General features: G+C 57.5%; 20 protein-coding genes. 6 read left to right on the forward strand and 14 right to left on the reverse strand.

The genetic code is table 11. The features are described 5' to 3' along the window. Positions 1-9: 9 nt before the first annotated feature. From NF876_RS14935 to NF876_RS14980, 10 genes are all read right to left on the reverse strand, one after another. Entirely contained in the window at positions 10-2,079 is a 2,070-nt protein-coding gene (locus NF876_RS14935; protein ID WP_262269585.1) for an AIPR family protein, read from the reverse strand. Next, the gene (locus NF876_RS14940; RefSeq protein WP_262269586.1) at positions 2,072-3,061 is read right to left on the reverse strand and encodes a PD-(D/E)XK motif protein; all 990 of its coding nucleotides are present in this window, start codon (positions 3,059-3,061) and stop codon (positions 2,072-2,074) included. The genes NF876_RS14935 and NF876_RS14940 overlap by 8 nt, the downstream gene beginning before the upstream one ends. After that, positions 3,048-5,747, reverse strand: a complete 2,700-nt coding sequence (locus NF876_RS14945) for a Z1 domain-containing protein (protein WP_262269587.1) — start codon at positions 5,745-5,747, stop codon at positions 3,048-3,050. Before NF876_RS14945 ends, NF876_RS14940 begins: the two co-directional genes overlap by 14 nt. Further along, positions 5,737-7,227 (reverse strand): ATP-binding protein, encoded by a 1,491-nt coding sequence (locus NF876_RS14950; protein WP_262269588.1) that lies wholly within the window; start codon positions 7,225-7,227, stop codon positions 5,737-5,739. The genes NF876_RS14945 and NF876_RS14950 overlap by 11 nt, the downstream gene beginning before the upstream one ends. Before the next feature lie 222 nt (positions 7,228-7,449). Beyond that, positions 7,450-9,372 (reverse strand): DNA (cytosine-5-)-methyltransferase, encoded by a 1,923-nt coding sequence (locus tag NF876_RS14955; RefSeq protein ID WP_262269589.1) that lies wholly within the window; start codon positions 9,370-9,372, stop codon positions 7,450-7,452. Beyond that, positions 9,350-10,024 carry a DUF6339 family protein gene (locus tag NF876_RS14960; protein ID WP_262269590.1) on the reverse strand — a complete coding sequence of 225 codons (675 nt, stop codon included), beginning with the start codon at positions 10,022-10,024 and terminating at the stop codon, positions 9,350-9,352. Before NF876_RS14960 ends, NF876_RS14955 begins: the two co-directional genes overlap by 23 nt. Continuing rightward, a complete protein-coding gene (locus tag NF876_RS14965) occupies positions 10,017-10,988 on the reverse strand; it encodes a hypothetical protein (RefSeq protein ID WP_262269591.1) in 972 nt (323 codons plus the stop codon). The genes NF876_RS14960 and NF876_RS14965 overlap by 8 nt, the downstream gene beginning before the upstream one ends. 13 nt (positions 10,989-11,001) lie before the next feature. Then, complete coding sequence (locus tag NF876_RS14970; RefSeq protein WP_262269592.1) at positions 11,002-12,861, reverse strand: hypothetical protein; 1,860 nt, start codon at positions 12,859-12,861, stop codon at positions 11,002-11,004. Positions 12,862-12,870: 9 nt separating this feature from the next. Continuing rightward, positions 12,871-13,095: a hypothetical protein gene (locus NF876_RS14975; RefSeq protein WP_262269593.1), complete on the reverse strand. Its 225-nt coding sequence runs from the start codon at positions 13,093-13,095 to the stop codon at positions 12,871-12,873. 67 nt (positions 13,096-13,162) lie between these two features. Next, positions 13,163-13,594, reverse strand: coding sequence for a very short patch repair endonuclease (locus NF876_RS14980; RefSeq protein ID WP_262269594.1), 432 nt, complete (start codon positions 13,592-13,594; stop codon positions 13,163-13,165). Between the two features lie 679 nt (positions 13,595-14,273). Here NF876_RS14980 and NF876_RS14985 point away from each other — a divergent pair. The 5 genes from NF876_RS14985 to NF876_RS15005 all read left to right on the forward strand — a co-directional run bounded on the left by NF876_RS14985 (position 14,274) and on the right by NF876_RS15005 (position 19,606). Beyond that, positions 14,274-14,495 carry a hypothetical protein gene (locus NF876_RS14985; RefSeq protein WP_262269595.1) on the forward strand — a complete coding sequence of 74 codons (222 nt, stop codon included), beginning with the start codon at positions 14,274-14,276 and terminating at the stop codon, positions 14,493-14,495. A gap of 42 nt (positions 14,496-14,537) precedes the next feature. Beyond that, positions 14,538-16,433 (forward strand): hypothetical protein, encoded by a 1,896-nt coding sequence (locus NF876_RS14990; protein WP_262269596.1) that lies wholly within the window; start codon positions 14,538-14,540, stop codon positions 16,431-16,433. Further along, positions 16,430-17,263, forward strand: a complete 834-nt coding sequence (locus NF876_RS14995) for a hypothetical protein (protein ID WP_262269597.1) — start codon at positions 16,430-16,432, stop codon at positions 17,261-17,263. Before NF876_RS14990 ends, NF876_RS14995 begins: the two co-directional genes overlap by 4 nt. After that, positions 17,263-18,021, forward strand: coding sequence for a DUF6339 family protein (locus NF876_RS15000; RefSeq protein WP_262269598.1), 759 nt, complete (start codon positions 17,263-17,265; stop codon positions 18,019-18,021). The genes NF876_RS14995 and NF876_RS15000 overlap by 1 nt, the downstream gene beginning before the upstream one ends. Positions 18,022-18,448: 427 nt before the next feature. Beyond that, complete coding sequence (locus NF876_RS15005) at positions 18,449-19,606, forward strand: protein NO VEIN domain-containing protein (protein ID WP_262269599.1); 1,158 nt, start codon at positions 18,449-18,451, stop codon at positions 19,604-19,606. On the opposite strand, the gene NF876_RS15010 is transcribed toward NF876_RS15005, so the two are convergent. Both NF876_RS15010 and NF876_RS43445 read right to left on the reverse strand, forming a co-directional pair. Then, the gene (locus NF876_RS15010; protein ID WP_262269600.1) at positions 19,607-21,106 is read right to left on the reverse strand and encodes a DNA cytosine methyltransferase; all 1,500 of its coding nucleotides are present in this window, start codon (positions 21,104-21,106) and stop codon (positions 19,607-19,609) included. 18 nt (positions 21,107-21,124) lie between these two features. After that, on the reverse strand, positions 21,125-21,526 hold the full coding sequence (locus NF876_RS43445; RefSeq protein ID WP_373696667.1) for a hypothetical protein: 402 nt from the start codon (positions 21,524-21,526) through the stop codon (positions 21,125-21,127). Between the two features lie 828 nt (positions 21,527-22,354). On the opposite strand from NF876_RS43445, the gene NF876_RS15015 reads away from it, so the two are divergent. Next, on the forward strand, positions 22,355-22,591 hold the full coding sequence (locus NF876_RS15015) for a hypothetical protein (RefSeq protein WP_262269601.1): 237 nt from the start codon (positions 22,355-22,357) through the stop codon (positions 22,589-22,591). Between the two features lie 103 nt (positions 22,592-22,694). Here the strand turns inward: NF876_RS15015 and NF876_RS15020 are convergent, their stop codons facing one another. Continuing rightward, positions 22,695-22,988, reverse strand: coding sequence for a recombinase family protein (locus NF876_RS15020; protein ID WP_262269602.1), 294 nt, complete (start codon positions 22,986-22,988; stop codon positions 22,695-22,697). Positions 22,989-23,526: 538 nt separating this feature from the next. Then, the gene (locus NF876_RS15025; RefSeq protein WP_262269603.1) at positions 23,527-24,438 is read right to left on the reverse strand and encodes a DUF2971 domain-containing protein; all 912 of its coding nucleotides are present in this window, start codon (positions 24,436-24,438) and stop codon (positions 23,527-23,529) included. Between the last annotated feature and the right edge of the window lie 11 nt (positions 24,439-24,449).

The raw sequence follows: 24,449 nt of genomic DNA on the forward strand, positions 1-24,449 counted from the left end.
TCTACCAGTTCATTGTGCCGGCACTTTAAAACCGTCGAGCTCGAGAACCTTCATCGCCTCCATGAGCCGCAGGCTCTGTTTCTCATCCGGTATCCTCATGGGAACCTTCGACGCCAGAGCAAGGAGACTGTTGTCTGCCGGCCCTAACAGGCGCTTTTTCCTCGCATATCCTGCGGCACCCGACCAGAAGGCTGCTCCCAGTTCCAGAACCTTCTTCTGTGCTTCAATGCCGTTATCCATTTTCTGGATTTTCTTGGCATCAGACACGACGATCTTCTGTTCAGCCACGTCGTTGAGCGAACGGTAGAAGCCGACCGGAAGGTCAACCTCAAGAGCCTGAACCCGCCCCCAGCATGCCTGCTTCTTGGCCCATTCACTCATGTTCGCAGAGCCGGCCTCCGGGCTTGTAATCACATGGCGCACCTGATCCGCGACCATGAGTAGCGCAGTTTTCAGCTCCGAGGGCATCGTCTGGCGTTTCCAGACAGCTTCGAAATCAACGACCTGCTTACGGTCCTTCACGATAGCCGCCAGCTTGCTCAAGGTGTATGCAATGATCTGGGCGCGGTAACCGCCGTCGTACCATGGCTGCTCGACTACGAGCTTCTCCATCTCCCGGAAGATGATGGCCTTGGCTACAGCGCTCCTGAAGTAGAACTCATTGAACTGGTCGGGGTTCTTCTGCCAGCGCTCGGCAACAACTTTCGCAAACTCGGCGAATGTGTGTTGTGCTCCTTTGCTGACAATGTGGGGCAGCCCCTCCCAGACGGTCTCGAACTTGGCGAGATCCGTCTTGGTGAAGCATTGATTCTTCGGATACTCGTTTTCGAACGCTTTCTTTTTTGCAGCGCTCAGGTATGCCTTGGCATCCAGATACTGGCCTCTTGCGCGTTCATAGAACCACTTTGTCTGGCTGAACGATCCATCCGGTGAAGGTGCCCAGATGCGGCGGGAGAACTCCTGCATGCGGACATGGAAAGGATGGTTGGAGAAGAAGTCTGCTGCATTCACCCGGTTCTGACTGTTCGCATATTCAGAGATCCTGGGAACGACCTCCACTGCCTTCTCGGGATCCACAACGGACAACTTCATCTGCACAAAGATACGGTCGAGCTCGGCCTTATCCTTCTCCTTGGCAGAGAATATGGAGGCTGTAGTCTGACCGCCATTGACAATCTGCAGGTTGCGGACGGACTTGAGGTAAGTCGTGGTTCCTTCTGTGACTGTCTCCACATCCTCCGCTGTTGCCGTCACACCATTGTTGTATGCGAAGAACATGCCGGGGTCGGTGAGAATAGTTTGTCTGATGCCCTTATTGACGCTGCCGCGAGCCTGAAGGAAGGTGCGGACATTCTGCTCAAGCAGCCGGGCACCCCAGCGCCCATAGATCTCCGCAAGAAGGGTTCCTGGCACAACAACAAGAAAAGCTTTGTAGTTCGCCCCATCCATGTGCGCCGGCAGGCAGGGAAGCGCCTGACTGAAATCGGCTGCAAAGTCGATCTGCAGATCCTCCTTCCCCGAACCTGAAGCAACAAGCCGGTGAAGTCTGGAGATATCCCAGATGGTGTACGTGACAGGATAGCCTTCGAGCGTTCCGGCCTCGAGCCCTTCGATACGGGCACTCAGCTTACGGTTGGTAACAATCAGAAGCCGGACGCGTCTGATTCCGTCCCGCCGGGTGCGGATCAGCTCAGCGAGGCCGAAGCCGGGGGATGACTCCTCCAGCTGATCTCTGAAGCTCGATGTCAGAGAGGCAGAGAGGAAATTCTCCAGCCTTTTGAAAAGAAGATCCATGTCAGCACGCCTTAGAGTGGCGAGCTTGTCGTCCTGATTGAAGTCCGAGATGATAAGCGTGAGGACACCCTCGTACTCGGCGGGATCACCCGCGTAGGCGTCTACACGCATTCCGCGGGCAGCACGGTACGGTGCGAGATCAAGGGTGTCGAGCTCACCGGAGTCGATCAGCCACTCACAGAAGTGCTCGATGAATGCCGTTTCCATGAAGCGGCCATCCGCGTCAGCTCCCGCCCTCACCCCATTGAAAAAATTCAGGTGGAATTCCTCAAGCGACTCATTCATGTACAGCCCTTCTGACCACCAGCTCGAATGCCGGCGGACTTATCTGAAAGCTCACACACGCGCTGAGGTCGAGTGTGTAGCGGACATTTCTGATCCCCGCCGGCACACTGGCAGGCACCAGGCGTGGAAAACCCGTTCCGATATGGTAAGCAATCGTATCGAGTACGATCCAGGTACGGTCAGTATAATCGTGCTCATCGAGGTACCCTGCTCCCGAAAGCCGTGTCTCAAAGGTTTCGATGGCGCCGTTGTGCTGCGCTTCAACCCGACTGCGCACCTCTGCTACCAGTCCCGACAGAGTAAATGCATTCTCGCCTGATGGTGATGATGGGGACAGGGAGGAGATGCAGAGAACCAGGTCCTGGCCCTGGACCTCCTCCAGCTGGTCCTCCGATGAAATTGTCACCTCGTTTCTACCGCCCCGTTTCGTCTTGATCTCGACTGCAGTCGAGCCGATCAGAAAATCCTTCGGCTCACCGAGAGGACCACGCCAGAACTCAATTGCAGTGGCGACAGGATGGTGATCGAACAGGCGGAGCAGGAACAGCAGCTCACCGGCGAGTCCCTGCTGAGCCTCTTCACTCAGCCGGTCGGATCCGCTTCGCAACAGGCTGTGCCACCGCCAAGCTCTCTGTATTGTCGTTGATAGGATCGCCTGCTCGTCAGCACATTCGCGCGTTGCCCGCACAATATTGTTGCACAGATCCTCAAAGAGATCGCGGTCGTGATCGTTTTTCAGCGTCAGCAGGAGACGCCGCGTACCCGATGGTCCCTCACTCTCCCGAACGTCGATACCCTTGAGCTTCGGCCGCTGCTCATTCGCTGTCACACCCGCGCCATACTGGAGGAGCAGCATACAGCGACCTTCATGATCTCTGGCCCAGAAGAAGCTTCCCGGATGTCCGGGATCCACCCGCCTCGCCGGCAGATCTGCACTCGTTGAAGGCTTCCGGATGTCAGCCCAGGGATTATGCGGCTTCATCAGAAGCCCCCTCATCCTCGTCACTGTCGCCGCCGAAGTACTCACGCCACCAGGTGCGGTTCACCGCGTAAGTAGCAGCTCTGTGCTCGAATTTCGTCCGCGGGAAGCTGATGCTCCAAGCAATAACCGCTACCTGTGAGACCCTCTGAGGATCTCTGCTTTCTTCATCCGTCCGCAGATCAAGAGGCTGGATGAGAAGCAGGGGTCTCTGACGTACATCACGGAAGATTCTATCCGGATAATTGATCGGCTCAGACCCGCTCTTCCCCTGCCGGTAGCTCTCCTCAGCAGATCGCTGCATCTCTTCAGAGATACCGATGCGCTCAATCCCTCTTGAGGACACACGGCTCTTGTTTCCGACCAGGTAGAAATCGCCAGCCCTCCAAGCCTTTCCGAGCGTGCGCTCCTGACAGTAGAGCTCAAGCCCGAGTTCATCTGCCTTAAGTACATCAGTGCTGCCCGTGTTGCGCCCGACCACGGCAACATCCCAGGAGGATAGCTCACCAGACATCCCGGCCCGGATGAAGTCAGCCACAGGCTTCGACGAAGTGTGGAGACTGCGCTGATGGTTGATGAACCGTTCGATGAACAGAACAACATCATCCGCCGGTACATCAGTCCATAGATAATTACCGCGGTTTCTTTCGGGCACTCCGCTTCTCGAGACGAGTGTCGCAACAAGATCCTTCGCTGAGTTGAAGTTCGCCGTCACATGATCGGGGTTTGCGGAAAGAGCATAGGTTTCGATAAACTCGTTCGACAGCCCGATACTGACGTTGACGCTTTCAGCAGTCCTCATTTTGTTGCGCGCTGTAACAATAAGCGAGTCCGGGTGGCTCCTGACCTTCAGGCCGAAGTCCTTAGGTGTTAGCTTGGCCTGCTCCATACGTCGCATTTCATCGCGCAGCTCATCAATGGACTCACTGATGTGCTCGTACCACCCCTGCGCTTCCACCGGCATCCAGATTCGGCACAGATCTTCATATCCGGGCCGGTATCCGAACCAGCGCCCCATCTGAAGGAGCGTGTCGTACATGATGGAGTTCCGGAGGAAATAGCTGACGGTCAGCCCCTCCAGAGTTAGCCCTCGTGAGAGACTGAAACCACCTACGGCAATAACTTGGAGTCCGTTTTCAGCATGATCTGCGTAATCCAGGTTGCCCGCAGACCCGCTGTTCACCTCCACCACCTGAATCGGAGCAATGCTTTCGAGTAGGACCCCCTTTATATTCTTCCAGCTGAACTCGAGGCCGCCGTACTCCTTCTTCCAGGTCTGCTTGAGGGCTAGGATATGAGGGCTTGTGTCCTCCATAGCGGCCTCATACCGGATGGCGCGCTCCAGCTTCTTTACATATTCGTGTATGTGATTCCGCAGCTGTTTTTGAACGTTCGTGAAACGCGATGCATTGACCAGCATGCTCGTATGAGCACGCCCCTGCCCGCGCAGGATCCGTATCGCGCGCGCTACTACGAAGGTGCGGACGGCCTCGAGCAGGGTCTCCGGCAGATCGACAACCCGGAAGTCGATCTTATGCACAATCGGAAGAATGTCACCATTGTCGTCGATATCCCGGAGGTGAGCCTTGCCCTCATCGGTTTGAAATATCTTTGCTGCTCCGAAGTAGTTGGTCGGCGGATCCAGCGTGATGATGAAGTCACGCGGGAACAGGTCGGCCTTGAGCATGTCGTGCTCGGTGTCGGGATCCACAAAGATGTTGGCGAAAGGCGTTGCCGTATAGCCTACGTAGCACTTCCGCCGGAAAAGGTTCAGGAGTTCACGGATCAGCGCGTTGATCCGAGGCGCTTCACCCGGATTTGCACTTGTATTGATGGATGCATTGTCAGCCTCATCGTCGATCAGCAGCATCGGTGCATCGACGAACTCCGACATCAGGCCGGTGTTGTGCGCCTTCAACCAGGTGATCAGGTTTTTCAATGTATTGCTGTTCTTCTTGATCACAAGCACCACGGGCACAGTCGACGCCTTCAGCTCCATGCCTGCAATCCCGGCGCCTGCAGCATTAAAATCACTGGTGGCAGTTGTGAGCGTGATCGGAGTGGATTGACGTGAGAACTTCCCGACGCCTATCGGAGGCCGCTTCGGATGTGAGCTGTCGCGTCCTACAAAACCCTCATCAATCCGCTGCTGGGTCTGGTTACGGAGGTTATTGTGAATGCCGGCAATAACCACGATCAGCTTGTATCCGGCATCAGCGGCCTTACAGATGAGACCTGTGTAGTTGGCCGTCTTTCCCGACTGAACGTGACCGACAACCATTCCGCGACGATCCCAGGGGCCATCCCGGTTCGGATTTTCGAGAAGGCCGGTGATCCTATCGGTCACCTGATCAAGGGTTGCCAGAACCTGGGGAGCGAAGCCCTTCTGCTCAAGCAGAATGCGGTATCTCTCCCAGTAAATTGGGTCGATCCCCGCCTTTGCTGCCGGATACCACTCAACGAAGCCCTGTTCCTGGATGACGGAGCCAAGTGTCATGTTGATTTCGAGCTGGCTCTCGATATCGCGGGCAAGCTGCTCGGCCTCCTCGTCCGAAACAGCCAGCGAGGGGAGCCCGCGGAACTCGTCGATAGTCTGCCGGATGACGTCCGGGCTCGGCAGTGCGGCCTTGGCTATCACCGGTCTGACAACGGATCGGAGCAGCTCAAGGGTCAGGTTATCAGAGGGCATTCTGCTGTTCCTTGTAGATTTTCTTTATCAGTGGCTCTGCCACAGACCAGCACGACCGGTACGGTTCAGTACGATGAAGTTCACTCAACGCACCTTCCATATCGATGTCGCGGGCAATGAAGACGCGAATAGTAAAACCGATCAGAGCTGAGAGCTCGTCGGCAGGGATCGGCGGTGCCTCGATCTGTGTCGGATCACCAGCAGCATCGGAGAAGACCGCGTCGACCGGGAATGCGCGCTCAATCCCCTTGAGAAGGGTTTCCACCTCGGCCCCCCGTTCATCCGGAAGCTCCTCAAGCAGGTGTCGTAACATCGGATGAGCGCGGTTGATTTCGTAGGAGATCCGTCCCTTGTCGACCCTGCGGTGCCAGAGGACTGCAGCACTGTCAGCAATAAGCCGGTGGCCCCGAGCGGTATAAACTCGCTTTGCGGGAGCGGCTATCTGCTCAATGATGCGGCGAAGCCGCTCGCGGACAACGAACGGCGGCTGTGCGAAGGCTTTCTTGACATCGATCTTCCACAGATGATCGAGGCCGTTCGGCATATCGACTTTCACGCGGGCAAGCTTCGTCAGTTCCGTCTGACGGGCGAGACGGAACCATGTCCCGTGAATGATCAGGCGCCCGCCGCGGTAAAGATAAAAGCCTTGGTTCTTGGAATATCCTCCCTCTCCGGCGTACCTGTCCCAGTCGTGAGGGGACACCTTTCCATGGTGAGGCAGAACGTATGGCTCGACGATGACCTTCTTGCCGTCGACCTTAATTTCATCCCGAGGGAGCCGCTGCGTTGCGGGATGACGCGAATGGAACGGGTCAAACGGGACGAGCGGACTGCCGTTCATGCGGATGCTGACCCGTGGGAGACCACGCTCCCCTTCAAGGAAGCGGTGGAACACCAGCTCCAGATGACGTCGTGCGCTGTCGAGCCGCTCCAGAACATGATCGGCCAGTCCGGAGCCGCTTGTCCGGTCCGCCAGTCTGTCCAGCTTCTCCCAGATAACCAGCGTGCCGTGCTGCGAACCGAGCTCTTTATAGAAGGGAACACTTTCAAGATCGAAAGCAGGCGGCTGCTGGAGAAGCCAGTCCTCCTTCTCGGCGATGTAGTCCAGATCCCAGCGCGCCGCGTGAGTCTTTCCCGCCTGACGCGTAACTACGGTCAACGATCGGCATTGTGAGAATGATGCTGTCTTCAATCCCAGTCCGAAGCGTCCCAGATCTGTGGAGGAGCGGTCCTCCAGCGGACTGCGACTACCCGGTCGCATGGCAGCAATGAGCTCCTTTGAACTCATCCCGCTCCCGTCGTCGAGGATGGCAAGCGAAGGCTCAGAAGAGCGTGCATCAAAAAGGATCCGGATCTTGCCGGCTTCAGCTGTTATCGAGTTATCGATGATGTCAGCCAGAGCGGTTTCAAGAGAGTATCCGATGTCCCGCATTGCCTCGATCAGAGAAGAGGCTTTCGGAGCAACCCGCCGCTCAGTCATTCGCAACAATATCCGACCATGCCGGGTCAAGCTCTGAAGTGAGCCAGTACCGTCAGGCGGACCCCCCGCCAGTTTTGTTGCTAAGAAGGTATTCGGATCGGAGGGGTTATGAAAAGCCCCCCGATGCGCCGGGAAGATGTTTTTTGCAATCGTTTACACGAAAAAACTGGAACTGCGACAGAATGCATCAACCATGGTCAGGGGCAATAACAAGCTTCCCTGTCAGGCGACCTCAGGAAGCGGTTGCTGCTCCATCCCAGTATCAGCTTGGGTCCGGGCATATTCGCAGGTGTCCGACATCGGACACCGGCTGCACTTGGGTTTCAACGTCTGACAGACAGTATCGCCGATCTCGAGGAGGGCCATGTAGGCCAGATTCGCGCTATCGTGGCCGACAATCCGCGAAACAAGGATCTGCCGGGCGAAGTTTGAAGCGGGCATGAGCTCGCCCAGCAGGCGGCTGGCTACCCGGACGATCTGTGTGAGCGGCGGGCGCTCATCAGACTGGTCGCAGAGGGCCAGAATTTTCTGGGCTTCCGTCTCCGGGAACCCCGCATCACGCAGGAGATCCAGGCTGAGCTTCCGCCCTCGGTTGAGACGCTCGGCAATGAGCCGGAGCTTTGAGAGCTTGCCCTGCTGTCCCAGAGGACGGAGCAGTCCAGCAGGATCCGGGTCCCTGCAGAAGCTGCCGGGATTCGGCCAGGCATTCATGCAGTTGTCCCAATAGGCGTGGCGGACTTTCGGCTTCAGCTCACCGAAAACGATCTCACCAACAACATGAAGCCAGTCACTCTCCTCCTGTCGCCAGGGAGCCGACAAAACGTCGGGATCCGCCACACGGATCCAGGTTGTCAGCTTTTCCCTCAGAGCCGACGGTGCCTTCGCGCCGGCGGATACCTCACCGCGGTCCGAGCGCTCAAGCGCCCTTATGATGGCACGACCGAGCCCCCGGCCGACAAGCGGAGCGACCGCCTCCCCAATCTGGTGGAATGCATGACTCGGGTGCCCCGAGAACCTGAAGTGATCGGGGAACGTCTGGACGCGGGCTGCCTCACGGATCGAAAGTGTCCGGGGCTGTTCCGGATGGATGTACCAGTAGCCGTCACGGGCGATGTGCGCTGTAATCGTGCGGCAGGGCTCGTTCCACGGCAGCTTGTTGTACTTGTCGTCAAAGCTGTCGGTCCGGTACCGGAGCAGGTGTTCAGGCAGTTCACCGTACCTCATCCCGGGCTTCAGCAGCAGGAACGCCTCGCGGTCATCCTCCCTGACCGCGCGTGTACGGTGGTCAAAGACCTCGGGTTCGGACATTTCCCGGCGGTACCATCGCTGAAGCGGCGTTTCCGGACCATCATAGGCTCCGCAGACTTCATCCCACCCACCCCGCAGGGGAGGAAGATCGCTGATCGCATCGCGCAGCGTGCGCTTCCGCGTGCTCCGCCGAGCACTGATCCGGGGCCATTCGAAGTCCAGCTCGTGTCTGTGAGCGACCAGAAAAAGACGACGCCTGTGCTGCGGAGCGCCGAACTCCCATGCGTAGAACAGCTTCACATGGACACTGTACTCAAGGGCCTCCAGGGAACTGATAATCTGCCGCAGAACAACACCGTCGCCTCTGGTCGCGAGGTCAGGCACGTTCTCCATGAGAACGAATTTGGGCCTTACAGTATCAATAATATCGACGTAGCTCTTCCAGAGCTCCCGCCGTTTATCGGAGGAAGGCCGCAGCGCAGTTCTTTCACGCTCCTTCCATTTGACAGCTCGTGAGAAAGGCTGGCACGGCGGCCCGCCGGCAATCAGGTCGACAGGCAGACCGCGCAGATGACCCTTCAATCTCTCCAGCTCATCGGGATTGCTGAGATCCGCTTGGACAGATGCCCCGGCAAAGTTCGCCCGGTGTGAAGCCACTGCATTCACATCCTTGTCGACGCCGAGAATGACATCAAAGCCGGCAAGCTTAAGACCGAGGCTCAGACCACCAGCACCACAGAACAGGTCTATTGCCAGCGGCCTCTGGGCGCCGTTGGCATACATACGGAGTTCTTCGAGCGAACAGCTCTCCGAGTGCGGCGGAAGCGTCAGCTTATCCTGACGGACGGGTTTAATTCTCACAGTTCTCGATGCCTTATGCGAGGAGGGCTGCGACATCACTCTCATCCAGATAGTCCAGCATGATCGTGGAGCCGAAGAGATTGAGACTTTTGCCCATCCGCTGCACTTCCTCGTTATTGCGCCCCTGAGCAGCTGCGACAAAGGCACGGGCCACACCCGGGGCGAGTCCGAAAGTGTTGTCGAAGACCTGCTGGTGGGTCTCCTGCATGGTGAACACCTGCCGGGCAAGCGAGTAGTCACCATCGGGCGACCGGAGTGTCTCTCCGGCCCAGAAGAGGCGGGCGAGCGCATTGCGCGCCATGCCATTCATGGATGGGCGGCACCCGAAGCGCCTGATCTTCGCGGGCCGGGAGAGCATTTCTGCGACGCTGCCCGGCCGGAGCCCCGACCACCACCGCTCCCAGACCAGATCCCGGTACCGCTCCATGCAAAGATAGTGCCACAGGCCGGGCCGGAGCAGCAATGTGCGGGGCAGATGCGCAAGGGCTCTGTGCACAGGTTCGACCAGAACCTGGTCCAGAGCGGTGCGTGACGCACTATCCTCTCCGGATGACAACGCGTCATTGATCAGGGACAGATCAGCCTTCTCTGTTATGGGGACTGCCCGGATGTGCGAGATGTCGAGCACATGCCGCGCGATCTCATCTGCCGTCAGATCGTCGGGAAAGAGTTTGAGGGTTTCACGCATTGTTGGCAGCCTCGATCAGAGCACGGCGTGTGGAAATGCCGAGCTTAGACATTGACTGCGCCGCCAGCGGAACCCGGAATACTAGGACCTGCCCGAAGCTTTCGTCATCACTGATCTCACTCAACAGGTGCGCGACGGGATCACTCGGACTGTCATCGAGGAAAAGATGAGAAGCAGCATCCCGGAAGAGCTTCTGCTGCCAGTCCTGCAGCTGATCCAGCGATGCGTCCTTGCGGACCTGCAGAAGTGTGCGTGACAACAGAGCCGCGATGACAGAATGTGCAATCAGCGAGTGTGCCATATCGCGGAGGGGCGCATTGGGACTTCCAGGCCCCTCCAGATTCAGAACCTGAACAACCTGCGGAGCCAGCGAGGAGTTGAGCCTGACCCTGGGTAGGTCATTTGTGTCATCGAGCGCGAACAGCTGGCCTTTGTAGGCGGACAGGCCTGAATTCGGATCCGAAAAATCCTCCCACAGGACATCGAGGCCACTGCCGGACACCTCTCCCGCCGAGTCCAAGCGGATGGTCTTGGGGGCAGAGACGTACATTACCTGTGCGCCTTTGTCCGCCGCGAACCCTACCGGCAGATTGCTCGCGCCGGATTTCCGTACAGCGGCTGCATCAATCGTGATATCACCCGTCCAGTCATCCGGCCTGATGCTCAACGTGCAGCGGTAGGAATGGCCGCTCTTCGGAGCAGGCACTACAAACCGGCGTCGGCTGGTGAGCGAGGACACCCGCACGACAACCTCTACCGGCGGATCACTGAGCTCGGATGCATGCAGCACCTTCTGCAGAGCCTTGCCGCTGAGCAGGACACTGATCTCGATGCTGAACGGTTTGGACGGCCGGACCCGGCTGAGGTCGAACAGATCACCTGTCTCGACAGGCGCTGCCCCTTTGAACGTCAGGGACAGCCCGACATCGTCAGACGATTTATAGGGGAAAAACGTACTGGCCACTGCATACTCTCTTCTATGACCCGTATCTGAGTCTGATGCGCTTGAGTTCAGTCAGTGAATACCCCGCGGTATCCAGAACCCCCTCGAACTCGATTTCCTTTTCATCAGCCGGGACTCGAATTTTCCCGAATGGCGTCAGCTCCACCACCGTCCCGGACGACAGATCCAGCTGCGTGAAAGCAAGGGTTTCACCGCGTCCCTGCTCGGCATCAAGAAAGAAGACAAGAGAGCACTCCCAGTCCGCTGCACCGGCTTTTGCGTTCAGAACACGCCCCCTGATCCGCCATCCGGATGCTTCGAGAACGGCGTCGACATCCCGGATGACGATGGCGCGTTTCTGATCACTTGGCTTACCCGAGCGCCCGAATGGCAGCAGCCGGCTCAAGAGCGCAGGCCCCGGCTGCTTGGCTGAATCCGGTATGCCGCACAGGTCAACAATACGATCGGATATCTGCGTGTGCAGCGCCTGGAGAGACTGTCGGGCACCGGCCTTGTAACTGGCGCGGACACTGTCCGTGTCGTGAACCCATTCGTCGTGCAGGGGCGGCTCACACGCACGCAGGAACTCCTCAACATACTGGTAATCAGGCCCTGAGCCGGAGGCAGTGCCGGCCTTCAGAACTGCCGCAAACGGTAGAGTGCTCAGCGGCCGGTTCTTCGGTTTAAGGTATTTCACAACCATTCCGAAGCCGCGCACCAGCGCAACGCGATCGAGCTCATCAAGCTGCCCGCGCATGCTTTCCGGAACCCGCGCAACCCGCAGTGCAGCAGATCCTTGGAAACCTCTATGTGCCGGCGGAACGCGCCGCTCGGGCACACTGATTGCGATCCGCCCCTCAGCGAGCTGGCGTTCTGCTTCAGCCGTGGGTGATGTTGCCCGCCCCTCGTACGCCCGGATGAAATGAGCCCAGCGCGCAGCGGGATCAACTATCTCGGACTGAAGGATACGGCCATTGGAGATCACACGGATCTCGACCTCAAGGGACGCGGGGGTGACCGAGATACTCGGCCAGAACCACTTCTCGATCTCGGTCTTCAGCGCTTCTGCAGCCACTGAGGGGTCGGGCTGAGCATTCGACCCGCTGGCGGCATCAAAGAATCCCACAATCAGAATTGATGTTCCGGTGCCATCCGCAGGATCCCGATCCAGATGAAGACGGCGGCAGAGCGCTGTCTGCCCCCAAACGGACTCAGCGCGGGCTCCGGCACCTCTGATAGCCCTCCGCTCACCGAACCAGCCGGACGGATTGTAGCGCTTTGAACCGACCGCGTGACTAATCAGCTGGGTACGCCCGAAGAGCCGCAGCCCCTCGGTAGGCTCACCGTCGACAGGACCGTCAATCCACGATGAGTACAGAACTGTCGAGACTGAAGAGAACCGGTGAAGTACGCCCTTGCCGAGACCATAACTGCCACCCCGCCCACCGGTTTCGGGTGTGATATAGTCGTTCTTACAGAGATTGACGAAATTGGTGCCGTCCTCGTCCTCCCCCCCGAGCAGGCCACGCGTATTAAAATCATCGATCCTGAGAAGGAGAAGATCTTCAGACCGGATCGAATCCGCGGCATCTCTCAGCTGGATTGAGATCGGGGACCGGCCACCGGCCTCGACAGCACCATCGATATGCCCAGCCAGCTCCTCCCAGTTCATAGCCTTAAGAAAGGAGGTCTTCTGCCGCCCGGATAGTCGGATGAACGAGAAACGAGCTTGGGCCGGTGTCCCGTTACGCAGCCACTGATCTCTGATGTTCTGCGTTACTTCACGCGCCAAAGAAGAAATCTTGTTGCCGACAATCTGGTCGACCGGCTTACCGCCTGTCTTCTGACCGGACGGGCCCGCACGATCAAAAATCCATTCAAGCTGCAACTGCATCCCCCATCTCTACAGCGAAAACTCGTCGGTCTCGCGATTTCTTGAACTGACTTCGAACCGCCGTTTCGCTTCCCGCAGCGCCCGTTCCAGATAGGCGAAAATTTTGCGGACGTCCTCTTCCTCGTATCGGTAATTGCTACGATTCCCGAGATTCCCTATGAGCTGAAGCTCCTTAGCGGCGCGGCGAACGCGCTTCTCCGCAAGCTCTTTAAACTTGAGATCTGCGTCCCGCATTCGACTTCCCTCAGTCCCCAGAGTCTGTGTACGGTGCGGCCCCGCAAGTATCAAATATCTTCAATTATTACGCGTTCATTTCCTGTGAATACGCGTTAATCGTAGCCGAAAGCTGCTCCCGCAGCTCTTCCGGGTGCTCCGTTTCACACTCCCAGATCACAAGCTCTCTCCATCCGAGAGCCTCCAGCTGCTCCCGCTTCCTTGCATCCCGCTCCACATTCCGGCTGAACTTCGTCTCCCAGAACTCGGTGTTGGTCTTGGGCATCGTAGCGTCTGGGCAGCCTGGATGTCTGTGCCAGAAGCAGCCATGAACATTGATCGCCAGCTTCAACCGGGGAATAGCAATATCAGGAGTTCCTGGTAGCTGGCGATAGTGGATGCGATATCGGACCTTCAACGCGGTTAGAGCCTTGCGCACCGCTAGCTCAGGCTGCGTATCCCGGGATCGGATGCGCCGCATATTCTCGCTCCGCCGGCTTTTTGAGATACGATCCACCATCTCTACTCCTTAATACAAGATTACGAGCCGATGCCGCTCATGCCCGCGCTCTGAAGAACAGGCCAAGTCGGCCGAGATACATTGGTTAACCCTCGGGATGAACCAGCCGGCGCCATGCTGCGTTCCTGACTTGACGTCCCATGGACTCATATCCGTGCGCACCTGAGCCCATGTGAGCTGCCAAACGGATTGGGCTGATCAGGAATGGTGTTCCAGCTGCAGTCAACAACTTGGAGATCGGCGCCCAGCGCCCTTTTGCCGAAAAGCTAGCAGATACCTTTACCCTCGCTCCAGCCGCTCCTGTTCATCTCAAACACATCAATGCGAACACTGACAGCGCCGCTGCCGAGGGTGACATGCGGCGGAACGCATGAAACATAATAGCAAGGCGGACGCGGCATCGAGCCAGCAGATCGGTCCGGACAGGCTCAACCCGCGCCAGCTATCACACGACCCAAGTCCTGCCCTACAGCCGCTCCGACCACTGGGTTGACGTCTCCGAGCGGGTTTCGATCTCCCCTTTTAGCCAAGCGTGCCCGCCTTTGGCATAGGGTCAACATGCTGCTGATCTGGAAGCAAAGGGGACATAAATGAGCTCCTCATATCAAACACGTCAAAATTATGCGCGTCCTTGTTCGTACATATAGAAAATGTTGCGCAGGGAGCGTAAATGTTGCACATGGATGAGAAGAGAGCGAACTTCGTGAGGCTTGCAGAGGGGCGGGTTAACCGCGCCCTCAAGGACATTCGTCTCATTGGAAACCTGTCCAATCGAGCCGCCTACAGTTTCACAGACGAGGACATTAAGAAAATTTTCCGGGCGCTGCACCGCGAGCTCGAGCTCGCCAAGTCACGGTTCGGAGAGAGTGACAGCAGCGGATCCGCGGATTTTAAGCTTTGAGCCGCATGCGCTGCGTGTCTCTAGTCAGAGGAGAGGGATGGAATGACAAAGCCGGTCCTTGAATTTCTGAAGAACGAAGCGGGCGAAGAGGAAGGTTTAGGCGACGCCGGCATCGAAACCTTCAGGGACGCTCCTTACGCCAGCTGTGCCCGCGAGGCCGGTCAGAATTCACGCGACGCTGCTGAGAAGCTTCCTGTCCGCATGACATTCAACCTGTTTCAGGTCCCGCATAGCGACTTTCCCTGTTACGACCGTTTGAGAGACACGCTCATAGCCTGTGCCGCAGCCGCAGAGCAGGAGAAGGATGCCGAGTTCTTCACGAATGCCTGCGCAGTCATGAACAGCCCGCAGATCCCAGTGCTGGCTATCGCTGATTACAATACAAAGGGGCTGACAGGCCCCTCTGACCGCCTAGGAACCCCGTTCCACTCCCTGCTCAAGGCGACAGGGGTGAGCACAAAGGAGAGCCCTACATCCGGTGGCTCCTTCGGGATCGGCAAGAATGCCTCCTTTGCTGTATCGGACCTGCAGACGGTTTTCTATTCAACTGTTTACGAGGATCCGGACAGCGCTGAAGGGATCTTTGCCGCACAAGGCAAGGTGAAACTTGTCTCGCACACTGATGCCGGTGGCGTTCCACGCCGTGCCACCGGCTACTGGGGCAATCCGGACAAGTTCCGTGCAGTTACCGACGGTACGCTGGTCCCCGCTTGGATGAGCCGGACCGAGACCGGCACCTCTATCTTCTGCATGGGCTTCCGGGAGACGGACGACTGGGCAGAGAGGATGACGTATTCTCTGGTCTCTAATTTCTTCTGCGCAGTACACCGCGAGGAAATGATCTTCGAGGTGGCATCCGGAAAGATCCATATCAACCGCAACACGCTCGAGGGCCTGCTCTCACGAGAGGATATCCGGGCAGCCGCAGATAGGTCGGGGCATCTCTCAGACCTCGAGTTCGCTGAGCAGCTTTACCGCTGTCTCGTATCGGCGAATGCCGACGAGCAGATTCTCAATATTTCCGGTCTCGGACAGATGCGGGTCCGGATTCTCATCGAAGAAGGTATGCCGCGGCGTGTCGGTTTCATCAGAAACGGCATGCTCATCACGGACAGCCTAAAGCATTTCGGGCAGGCGCTGGCGCGCTTCCCGGGGTCACGCGACTTCGTCGTTCTCGTGGAGCCCGTAGATGATGGTGCCGGCAGACTGCTGAAAAAGCTCGAAAATCCGGCACATGACGGTTTTTCGGCGCAACGGATTTCAGACCCGGCAAAGCGCGGGGCAGCTGAAGCCGCCATGCGGAAGCTTGGGAAACAGCTGCGTGACCTAATCCGCGAGACCACAGGTGTGAAGCACGAAGGAGCTGTAATCCTTGATGAACTCGGCCGGTTCTTCGCGGAACCTGGGAAATCGGACACGCCGTCCGACCCTGACGCAGAGAACGACCCTGAAAAGTACACGTATGATGTTCCCCGCCGCAAGCGACAGAAGCGGCAGGCCCAGATGCCGGCGGGCGGCCATCAGGGCGGCCGGAGTGCGACAGGCTCGGGGACGAGCGGCAACGGTGGAGGTGCCGGTACAGCAACTGGGTCGGGCAGTGGAGGTATAGGCGCACGCGGGGACCGCGAGGTGGTTGAGCTGAGGGATGTCCGTAACCGCATCCGGCGGGATGCGGCAGGTAGGCCGCGCTCACGTGTGCTTCACTTCAGCCCAGAGGCTGGCGGAAGCATTGAGCTGAGCGTGCAGGCGACAGGCGTGAACGCGCCGGAGCAGCTGGTCCTGACAGGGACGGACAGCGGCACTCTCAAGGGAGGTGCCGTTAAGCTCGAGGTCAGTGAAGGAGAGCGCTGCTCCGTCACAGTCTCCTTTGAGGATTCCTATGATGGCCCGATTGAGATCATCGCTGTAACTCGTGAAACCGCGGAGGCAGGAGCATGAGATTTTCCGACGATATGAGGTTTCCGCATCCTGTGCTGAGCCCAGTGACCGGGGATTTCACGACCGGCGAATTCGACGCGGAATTCAAAGCCCATGAGAATCCGTCTACCGGAGCACTTATCCTTGATTATGAGATCCGACTGACAGAGGCGGCAATCAGGGACTTGGTGATTACCGGTCGGGCGTCGGTGGGCTGCTTTGTCCGGTGCGAGGACACCTATTATACAGAGCTCCGGCGCCTCACCTGGCCCGGAGGGCGCACCGATTTTTCTGCAGGCTCGTTGATAAACCGTGTCTCACTGCGCCCCGTAGTCTGGCTTGAGAATGCGCTCGACGCCTGGGACCCTGGTACAATCCACCCTGAGTTCGCTCCCCCGGTATCACTTGAAAAGGGCGACATCATAGCAGTGGGCGACGAGTTCATCATAAGTGTCGGTCAGGCGAAGCTCGCACCTATCGAAAGCATCTTCGAGCTCGATCGGTCCCCCGACGTTCCGGAGGGCAGGATTCAGGTAGAGCTGGAGCGTGATCGTATCACCATTCTTGTTGCGCCGAAGACCTATGAGACGATCAGTCTGCTGCGGGAGCAGACCAAGGGCCGTCCGGTGGTGATGAACGCGGTCTACCTGCCTGCAGTGATGGAGGTTCTCGACGGCCTGCGCGGGGGGCTCGGCCAATATGATGGCTGGCGATGGTACCAGCCATTCATAGCCAAGTGTGACGCAAAAGGTGTCGATCCGACTGCGGAGACGTCGATTCTTGAAAACGCTCAGATGCTGCTCGGCAGCCCAGCGAGCACTCTGTCAGATCTTGTACGGGAGGGAGAATAATGGCGACCGAACCGCTCAAATTCCTGTCGGAAGCTAGGCTGTTGGAGCTGCGCGCCCAAGTAACGGCAAACCGCGACCGGTACTCGTCAGGCGACTTCCTCGACCTTGAACGTGAGAACGGCTGGGCAATCGAGACAGCTTCAGTAGAAATCGATAGCGATGCACTGGCCGCACTGGACGGAACAGCGCGAACTGCTGAAGCTGACATCACGAACTCTCTGCTTGTGTATAATGCACTCAAGGGCATGACACCCGCGCTCGCCAGAGAGGAGCGTGTCTGGACCCGCTTGACGCATGTTGAAGGTTTCGCTTACAGCCGTGCGCGCTGGCTTACCGGAAAGTCGGAAGAACAGCTTGATGTCGCTGTCCGGCTTCACATGTTTGCCTCGGGGCGGACAGGCATCCGCGATGACAATGCATTGTCGAGACTGTGGTGGAACATGCACATTGCATCAATCGCAGATCCACACGATCCCGAGGATGCGCTCAGGCTGATTCTGAAAACTGCGGACATCCGCAGCAACTTTGTCGAACGAATCGGTACGGCAGCCCGCAGACCTCTGGCACAAGCTGTGATCAGGGCAATGCGCATCTATCCGTGGATTACAGCAACGGAGCGGACCTTCCGAGACTTCATGATCGCGCTCAACCGCGATGGTGGCGGTGTACTGTTTGAGGCTCTATCAAGTACTGAGGCCGACAGCTTGCTCGCAAACTGTGCGGAGAAGGCCCGTGTGCTTCAGTCGCAGGCCGCTTGATGTTATAGCAGCAAGAGAGGCGTTGACTGCGACGCCGCCATCGACCTGTAAAGCCAAGGAAAGATACTGGGGAACTGCTAGGGTCACTGGGGTATCGCGGATGCGCGTCTACCGTATGCTTTTCGGCTAGCTCATCGAGCCGAAAAGCGGACGCGGTTTTCTGCAATAACGATGCGCTCGTTCAAGCAAGTGAGCATCGGATGGATCCCGAATGTAGAACCCGCTTCTGGGCCTGATGCTCCAGCGCGATAAGGTGTCTCGGCCGCCGTGCTCGACAGGTATACCCATCTCGGACCGGCGCGGGAATGAGACCGCTGCTGAGCCGCAGTACTCCCCAGCTATGAGGAGAACCAGTTTTCACTTACGGAATGGCGGAAGGAACCGGAGTCAGGCAAAACTTCGGGGTAGACCAACAACGGGGGCTGCGTTGCTTTTCGCCATCAAAAAACTTCGTCGATCAGACCTGACTTTTTTCGAGTACCACTTCCAACGGCAGAACGTCGGAAATCAGAAAGCGCTGAACCTCAGCAGAAATGTCTTCGTGGACGTTCTTTTCCCGGCGGCACCGGCGGTTGCGGCGAGGATCAGCGCGGGCGGAACTCCTGCGCAGTTTCTCCTCCCTGTAACCATCTACGGACCGGGCGGACGGTCCATCCCCCAAGTTGTGTCACGCAAGATTCTCCCAAAGACTGCGGCGCAGAAGAACTGGAGGCTCAACGGGGAGACCGTTGATGATCCCGATGACGAGCAAGGGCGCTACCACGATCTACAGCCCGATGATGTTGCCGTCCTGGCCTTCGAGGGCGATGCCGTACCTACAGCAGTGTGGATCGTGTTGCTGAGCCAAGCCGAGCCCACCGATATGGCACTGCGGTCGGAGGTCCTCGCTGCCATCAACAACAGGAGCATGAAGCCGATATCCCGGGATGTACTGGCCGAAATCGTTAGAAGTACAGCTCCGCCGAACCACCCCATCCGGGAACTCCTGGATACGGATCTGGATGAAGCGCTTGAAGAAGCATCTGTTGGCTCCGCTGCTGCGGTGCGGCGACTTCGATCAGCTCCCTCCCCGCGCCGCATGACAGCGGAGGCACTTCAGGACGCCCGGAGAAAAGCCGAAGCATTGGGACGTGCAGGTGAGGAACTGCTGAACGCCTGGCTGGAGCAAGAGGTAACCGCAGGACGTTTGAAATCAGTCGTCTGGATGTCCGAGAAGAACGCGATCAACCCGTGGGACTTCGAGATCGAGGAAATGGACGGCACCACAGTACGAGTCGAAGTGAAATCCACCAGCGCGTCGTTCGACCGTCCGCTACACATTTCCCAGGGGGAGATTGAAGCTGCCGCAGCCCTCGGCGCGATTCGTACGGACCTGTACCGGCTCTTCGACTTGGCTGATAGCTCTGCCAAGCTCAAGATCAGCAAGGACATCCGCCCGTTCGCACAAACCGTGACGGATGCGGTTTCCTCGCTCGGCGAGGGCATTATCCCGGATAGCTACACGATCTCGCCAGAGCGCTTCGGCATGTGGTCCGATCCGGCTCTCATCGAGGTCCCAGATGAAGAGGACGAGAACGAGGAGTGATCATTCAGCAGCCACGGCGACTCGCATGGCTGCGCCACCAGCAGTGGCTGCGCGCAGTGCAAGCATAATCTGATCTGCCAATCTCATCGCCATGAGCGGCGGAACGGCGTTCCCGATCTGACGATAAGCTGGGTTCATCGTTCCGCAGAAAATGAATCCATCCGGGAAGCTCTGGAGTCTCGCAGCCTCACGTACGCTGATCACACGAGCCTGCTGGCTATCGTAGTGGATGTGCGAGTAGGTATCCTTGCCAATGTGCGCCATCAGCGTGCGTGATGGGAAGTCGGGGCGGAGCTTCCACCACCTGTTCGGGAAACTCCCCACCGGATATGGTGGGACCATCGCTCGGTGGAGATTAAGCTTCTCCTTCTCGGAAAGACGTTTCCCCGAATGCTCAAGCGACTTCACATGCTCTTCCCAGAGCCTCACTGCGGTCGCGTGGGCTGCCGGATACTCAGCCCCGTGCGGCATGGCGCTGAAGATCGCTCCGTCTCTGGGCAGATACCTGATAACGTGATCTCGAAGCCCGTCTGCAGGAGCCTCGAACCCCGGCCAATCTCGCATCGCTCGCGCATACTGCGAAATTTTCCGGCGCTTCGGATAGGGTATGGGCTGATCGAACCGGCGAGCACCACGCCGCAACTTGCCTTCAAGGTGAAGGGTGATTGGTGGAAGATCTCCGAGCGCCTCCTCGCATGTAACGGGTCCAGGCAGGTCCGGTGTGCCGTGATCGGCCTCCACGAAATGGCCTTCAGCAAAAAGGTCCAGTAACTTCAGCGCCACCGAACGAGTACCCTCGTACCCTGATGGCAGCGTCAGGTGCCGGGATGCCTTTGGGAACTCAATACCGGTGCCAAGGTCCTTGTGTACGGCCACAAGGAAGACGCGGTCGCGCATCTGCGGAACCGCGTGAAAAGCAGTATTGATGAGGCTGTAGCGCGCCACATACCCGAGATCGTCTAGCACCTCGGCGATTTCCCCCATGACGTTGTGCCCGCCATAATTCAGCGCATCAGGAACATTTTCCACGAGGATGGCGAGAGGCTTCGTGGCTCGGACGTAGTGGAGGTAACGAAGATACAGGTTTCCTCGCGGGTCCACCTTGAAGGCCGAGGGATGGTCGGCGACTTCTCGGAGCTTCGCCCGGCCAACTCGGGCGTAAGCTTGACAGGGCGGACCACCTACTACGACATCGAACGCATTCTCCACGTCTCCAAGGCCCAGTTCTGATGCAATCTCGTCGGGCTCAATGGAGGTGATGTCACGGGGACGCGCGTGCTGCTCGAAAGCTGCTTCGGCGAGGTCTCCGTGGAAGTTCATGGCGTGAGTACGCGCCGCGATCTCGTCGATCTCGACCGCCGCGTCTACGCGGAACCCGGCGGCTTGGAAGCCCAAGGAGATGCCGCCGCATCCGGCAAACAGATCAAGGACCCGCGGGGGTTCACCCGACTGTAGCCTTGCCAGCTTACTTCCGATGACACCTTTTCCGACCGGCTTCACGTAAATCCTCACTCACGCCTACGAACTCTGCGAGCCTCGCACGTAGCACATTAGCGTCAGAGGCTTCGCACTCCCAGACCGTGAGTAGGTCCCATCCACTGTTACGTAGAGTCTTTTCGTTATTCCGATTACGGCTGACATTGGCCTCGAACTTCGTATCCCAGAACTCCTGACGGCTCTTGGGGGTGTACGCGAACCGGCTTCAGGGTGCCTATGCCAATAGCAGCCCCTTACCTCAATGATCTTCTTTCGCTCCTTCATTACGATGTCAGGGCGACTTGGAAGCCTCTTCACGTAGAGACGGTAGCCAACCTCAAGGTCCCTCAGCAGACGCCGTACTGTAAGCCGAGTGGGCAGGCTCTGATATGTGGGATGGTGGGACTGCTTGCCGACAGCCCCGCCGTTTTCAAGCTCTTGCAATCCATCTCACAAGGCCCCCCAGCCCCGCTGCCGCCCTGCCCGCGTATGGTCTCCGGCATCACCCTTACTCGATCCTAGGCGTGAAGACCTCCACCAACTTTGCATGCTTTTGCTGATCTGATCTCGGTTATGCGCCAAGCGGATGGTCCCGATGAGATCCTCTCGATGATCAGGCTGCAACAGCCTCGAGTGTACTGCCTCCGAGTCAATCCAGTGCCTGAGAATGAGCACATCAGACTTGATATCGTCCTCGAGAGCAGGAGTCGTATGGCTGGCAAAAAGCCAGCAGCTGGCTTGGATCGCAAGCAGATCAAGATCCCGTCAAGCTCAAGGTCTCTTGGTTAGGCCGCTCTTGATGGTACCGCGCCACGCGCTCTGTCACCCCATATCCAACGTGGGTAGAACCCACATTTCCCCTTGCAACCGATATGGTATCTACCCATAATCTCATTGGAAGCAACAGCAAAGGAGAGAGCCCTGAACAGCCGCGCTATCGTACAGAGGCTGCGGGAAATCCAAGAGCAACTGAGTCTCCTAATCACTGCGTTGGAGGGTGATCTGGACGGGGACCTTGGGGAACCGGCACAAGATGATCCATTTGCGAGTCTTCGACCAATCGAGCGGGAGATCCTCTCACTTGTGGTTCAGCATCCCGAAACCTCGTATCGGGACATTGCAAGCTTGGTTAGGATTAAATTTCCTTCAGCAAAGACAACCGAAAGAAGTGTCGCGTCAACAATCCGCGACGCTAAAGCAAATCCCCGAAAAGCACAGTTGCTATCTGGGACTCCCTTTGAGGCAAGGATAGAACGAGCAGGAGACAGTCAAGTGGCAGGCAAGTCAGATCTTGAACCTTGGGTTTATAACTCGCTGAAAACACGAGGAGGAAGGGCGCGCATCACAGAAGTGGCGAAAGACATCTGGGATAATCATGAGAGCGATCTTCGTCGCAGCGGTGATCTGTTCTATACTTGGCAGTATGACATGAGATGGGCGGCACAGAGACTCCAGGATAGGGGCCAGCTCAGAAAGATCGGCAGCACAGGCATCTGGGAGCTTCGCTAAGCCACAACTCGCCTCCGTTCTGAGTGATCGAGAATGAGAGAAAGCGCCTAAATGGCGCTTTCTCTTTTAGTTGCTTTGTCCTGGGACTGAGGGCGCCGTAAGCTCAGGTAGCGCACTCCATCACCCGCTGCATCTGCACGGCGCTCCACTCGCCACCCTGCGCCGTCTTGATCCTCTTAGCATTCAGGCCTGCTGCAATCTGCTGGAGCGAAACAGCCCCAGAGCCCTTCAGCTCCTCGATGATCGGAAGCGGGTCTGAGGTGCAACTGTTAGCAATCTTAGCCCTCACGGCCCAGCCATTCATCCGGCCAGCTTCAGCATTCTTCAGATTGCCAGGGTTGCCACGGCGAATGCTCTTGCCATTCGCAGCCAGCGCTGCCTGTTGCTCATCAGTCAAGCCTTCATACCAAGCTCGCTAACTAGCCAATGCGTTACGGGTGCGATCCCCGATCTACCCGGCCTCCAGCTCCGCCACCGCTACCATTTGTTGCAGGATGAACCGGCCTGTAGGCCCTTCGATCTGAGGCAGATCACAGAACCGGACATCAACACCAGCCTCGAGCAATCGGGAGAGGAACGCTCCCGAACGTGTCACACGGCCGACGTTGAAAGACCAAGGTTGCCCATCACCTGGCAACGAGCCAAAGCTTTTGCTAGCTTCGTCAACTCTCCACGTTCGCGAATCAATCGCAGAACTGCCAGTGACCACGGTCGGGCAACGTAATCCTGACCCATTGAATTGATCCATGTCCAAACCAACTTTTCTGGGCATTTTGAACCCTGAGAAGGGTCAGTGCCGTGAAGAAGACTCGGTATAGCGAGGAGCAGATTGCCATCACCCAACAAACTCACCAAGCCCGAAAAGTTGCGTAGACCATGGATCACATGTGGGGGCAGGTCCAGTCCTTGAAAGAATCGGCGACAGCGAGTGAGGCTCAATCAATAATCAGTGTATAGATGCCTTGTGCCCTATGTGCAGTCTTCACTCGAACCCCAGCGTAGCTCGTTTTCAAAACGGCCAAAACCTCGGACCTGTAAGCTTCTGGCATACGTTCTCCGAGAATAACTTCCTTGACAGCTTCATGAGGATATCTCCGAAAGACAGGTGTGTCGTCTGTCTTTTCAGTCTGCACCAGAAGACGTCGCTCTCTCTCATAGCTCCATTCAGTAGGCTTGGTGGCAAATACCTGCTGCCAGATATCTCGCATCGTCCTAAGTGCATTCGCACCAGCTTCTTCATACATCTGCAATTCTTCTCGCAGTCCCATCTTGCCTTGGTATTTGATCGCGACATTGGTCTCGTCAATCGCTGTCTGACTGTACCAGTCTTGATCCCACGCAATTCCGTAAACGAAGCTGTCTACCTTCGGGGGCGCTTCCAGATAGGCGACGTCGAGAAGATAGCCCTTTGGCTCAACGTCAGCGATCAAGTTCTCGTCGAACACGATGCAAAAACCACGGAGGCCATCGCCATAGTGGGACCACATTAGCAGATCGTTCTGCTCAGAACCAAAGCAGGCTATACGCATCCCCTGCCGCATCACCTCAAACGGCGGCACATAGTGCTGGCATTCACCGAAATATGCCCTGAAGTTATCCCAAATTAGGGGTTCTGCTTTGGCTTGCGCGATTGTTCTAACATCGAATCCCCAAGCCCTTACTGCCGCGAGGAATCGCTCGGGTTCCCATTCTGGATCAGGAATCCCTTCGAAGATTCTTGTCCAGTATTCAAACGGATCATTATAGGCGGTATAATGCTGGCAATAAATCATGCCACTCCTAAGGTTCTGAAGGGCGTAGGCTGTTGGGCCATTGAATTTGAACAAATGCTTAGCTGGCTTCTGCATCTGCCTTCACT

The organism is Microvirga yunnanensis (assembly GCF_025460875.1).

Bases quoted from the DNA above. Each gene is read 5' to 3' on its own strand.
- NF876_RS14935 (WP_262269585.1), bottom strand. From the start codon at position 2,079: ATGAATGAGTCGCTTGAGGAATTCCACCTGAATTTTTTCAATGGGGTG.
- NF876_RS14940 (WP_262269586.1), bottom strand. From the start codon at position 3,061: ATGAAGCCGCATAATCCCTGGGCTGACATCCGGAAGCCTTCAACGAGT.
- NF876_RS14945 (WP_262269587.1), bottom strand. From the start codon at position 5,747: ATGCCCTCTGATAACCTGACCCTTGAGCTGCTCCGATCCGTTGTCAGA.
- NF876_RS14950 (WP_262269588.1), bottom strand. From the start codon at position 7,227: ATGACTGAGCGGCGGGTTGCTCCGAAAGCCTCTTCTCTGATCGAGGCA.
- NF876_RS14955 (WP_262269589.1), bottom strand. From the start codon at position 9,372: ATGTCGCAGCCCTCCTCGCATAAGGCATCGAGAACTGTGAGAATTAAA.
- NF876_RS14960 (WP_262269590.1), bottom strand. From the start codon at position 10,024: ATGCGTGAAACCCTCAAACTCTTTCCCGACGATCTGACGGCAGATGAG.
- NF876_RS14970 (WP_262269592.1), bottom strand. From the start codon at position 12,861: ATGCAGTTGCAGCTTGAATGGATTTTTGATCGTGCGGGCCCGTCCGGT.
- NF876_RS14975 (WP_262269593.1), bottom strand. From the start codon at position 13,095: ATGCGGGACGCAGATCTCAAGTTTAAAGAGCTTGCGGAGAAGCGCGTT.
- NF876_RS14980 (WP_262269594.1), bottom strand. From the start codon at position 13,594: ATGGTGGATCGTATCTCAAAAAGCCGGCGGAGCGAGAATATGCGGCGC.
- NF876_RS14985 (WP_262269595.1), top strand. From the start codon at position 14,274: ATGGATGAGAAGAGAGCGAACTTCGTGAGGCTTGCAGAGGGGCGGGTT.
- NF876_RS14990 (WP_262269596.1), top strand. From the start codon at position 14,538: ATGACAAAGCCGGTCCTTGAATTTCTGAAGAACGAAGCGGGCGAAGAG.
- NF876_RS14995 (WP_262269597.1), top strand. From the start codon at position 16,430: ATGAGATTTTCCGACGATATGAGGTTTCCGCATCCTGTGCTGAGCCCA.
- NF876_RS15000 (WP_262269598.1), top strand. From the start codon at position 17,263: ATGGCGACCGAACCGCTCAAATTCCTGTCGGAAGCTAGGCTGTTGGAG.
- NF876_RS15025 (WP_262269603.1), bottom strand. From the start codon at position 24,438: ATGCAGAAGCCAGCTAAGCATTTGTTCAAATTCAATGGCCCAACAGCC.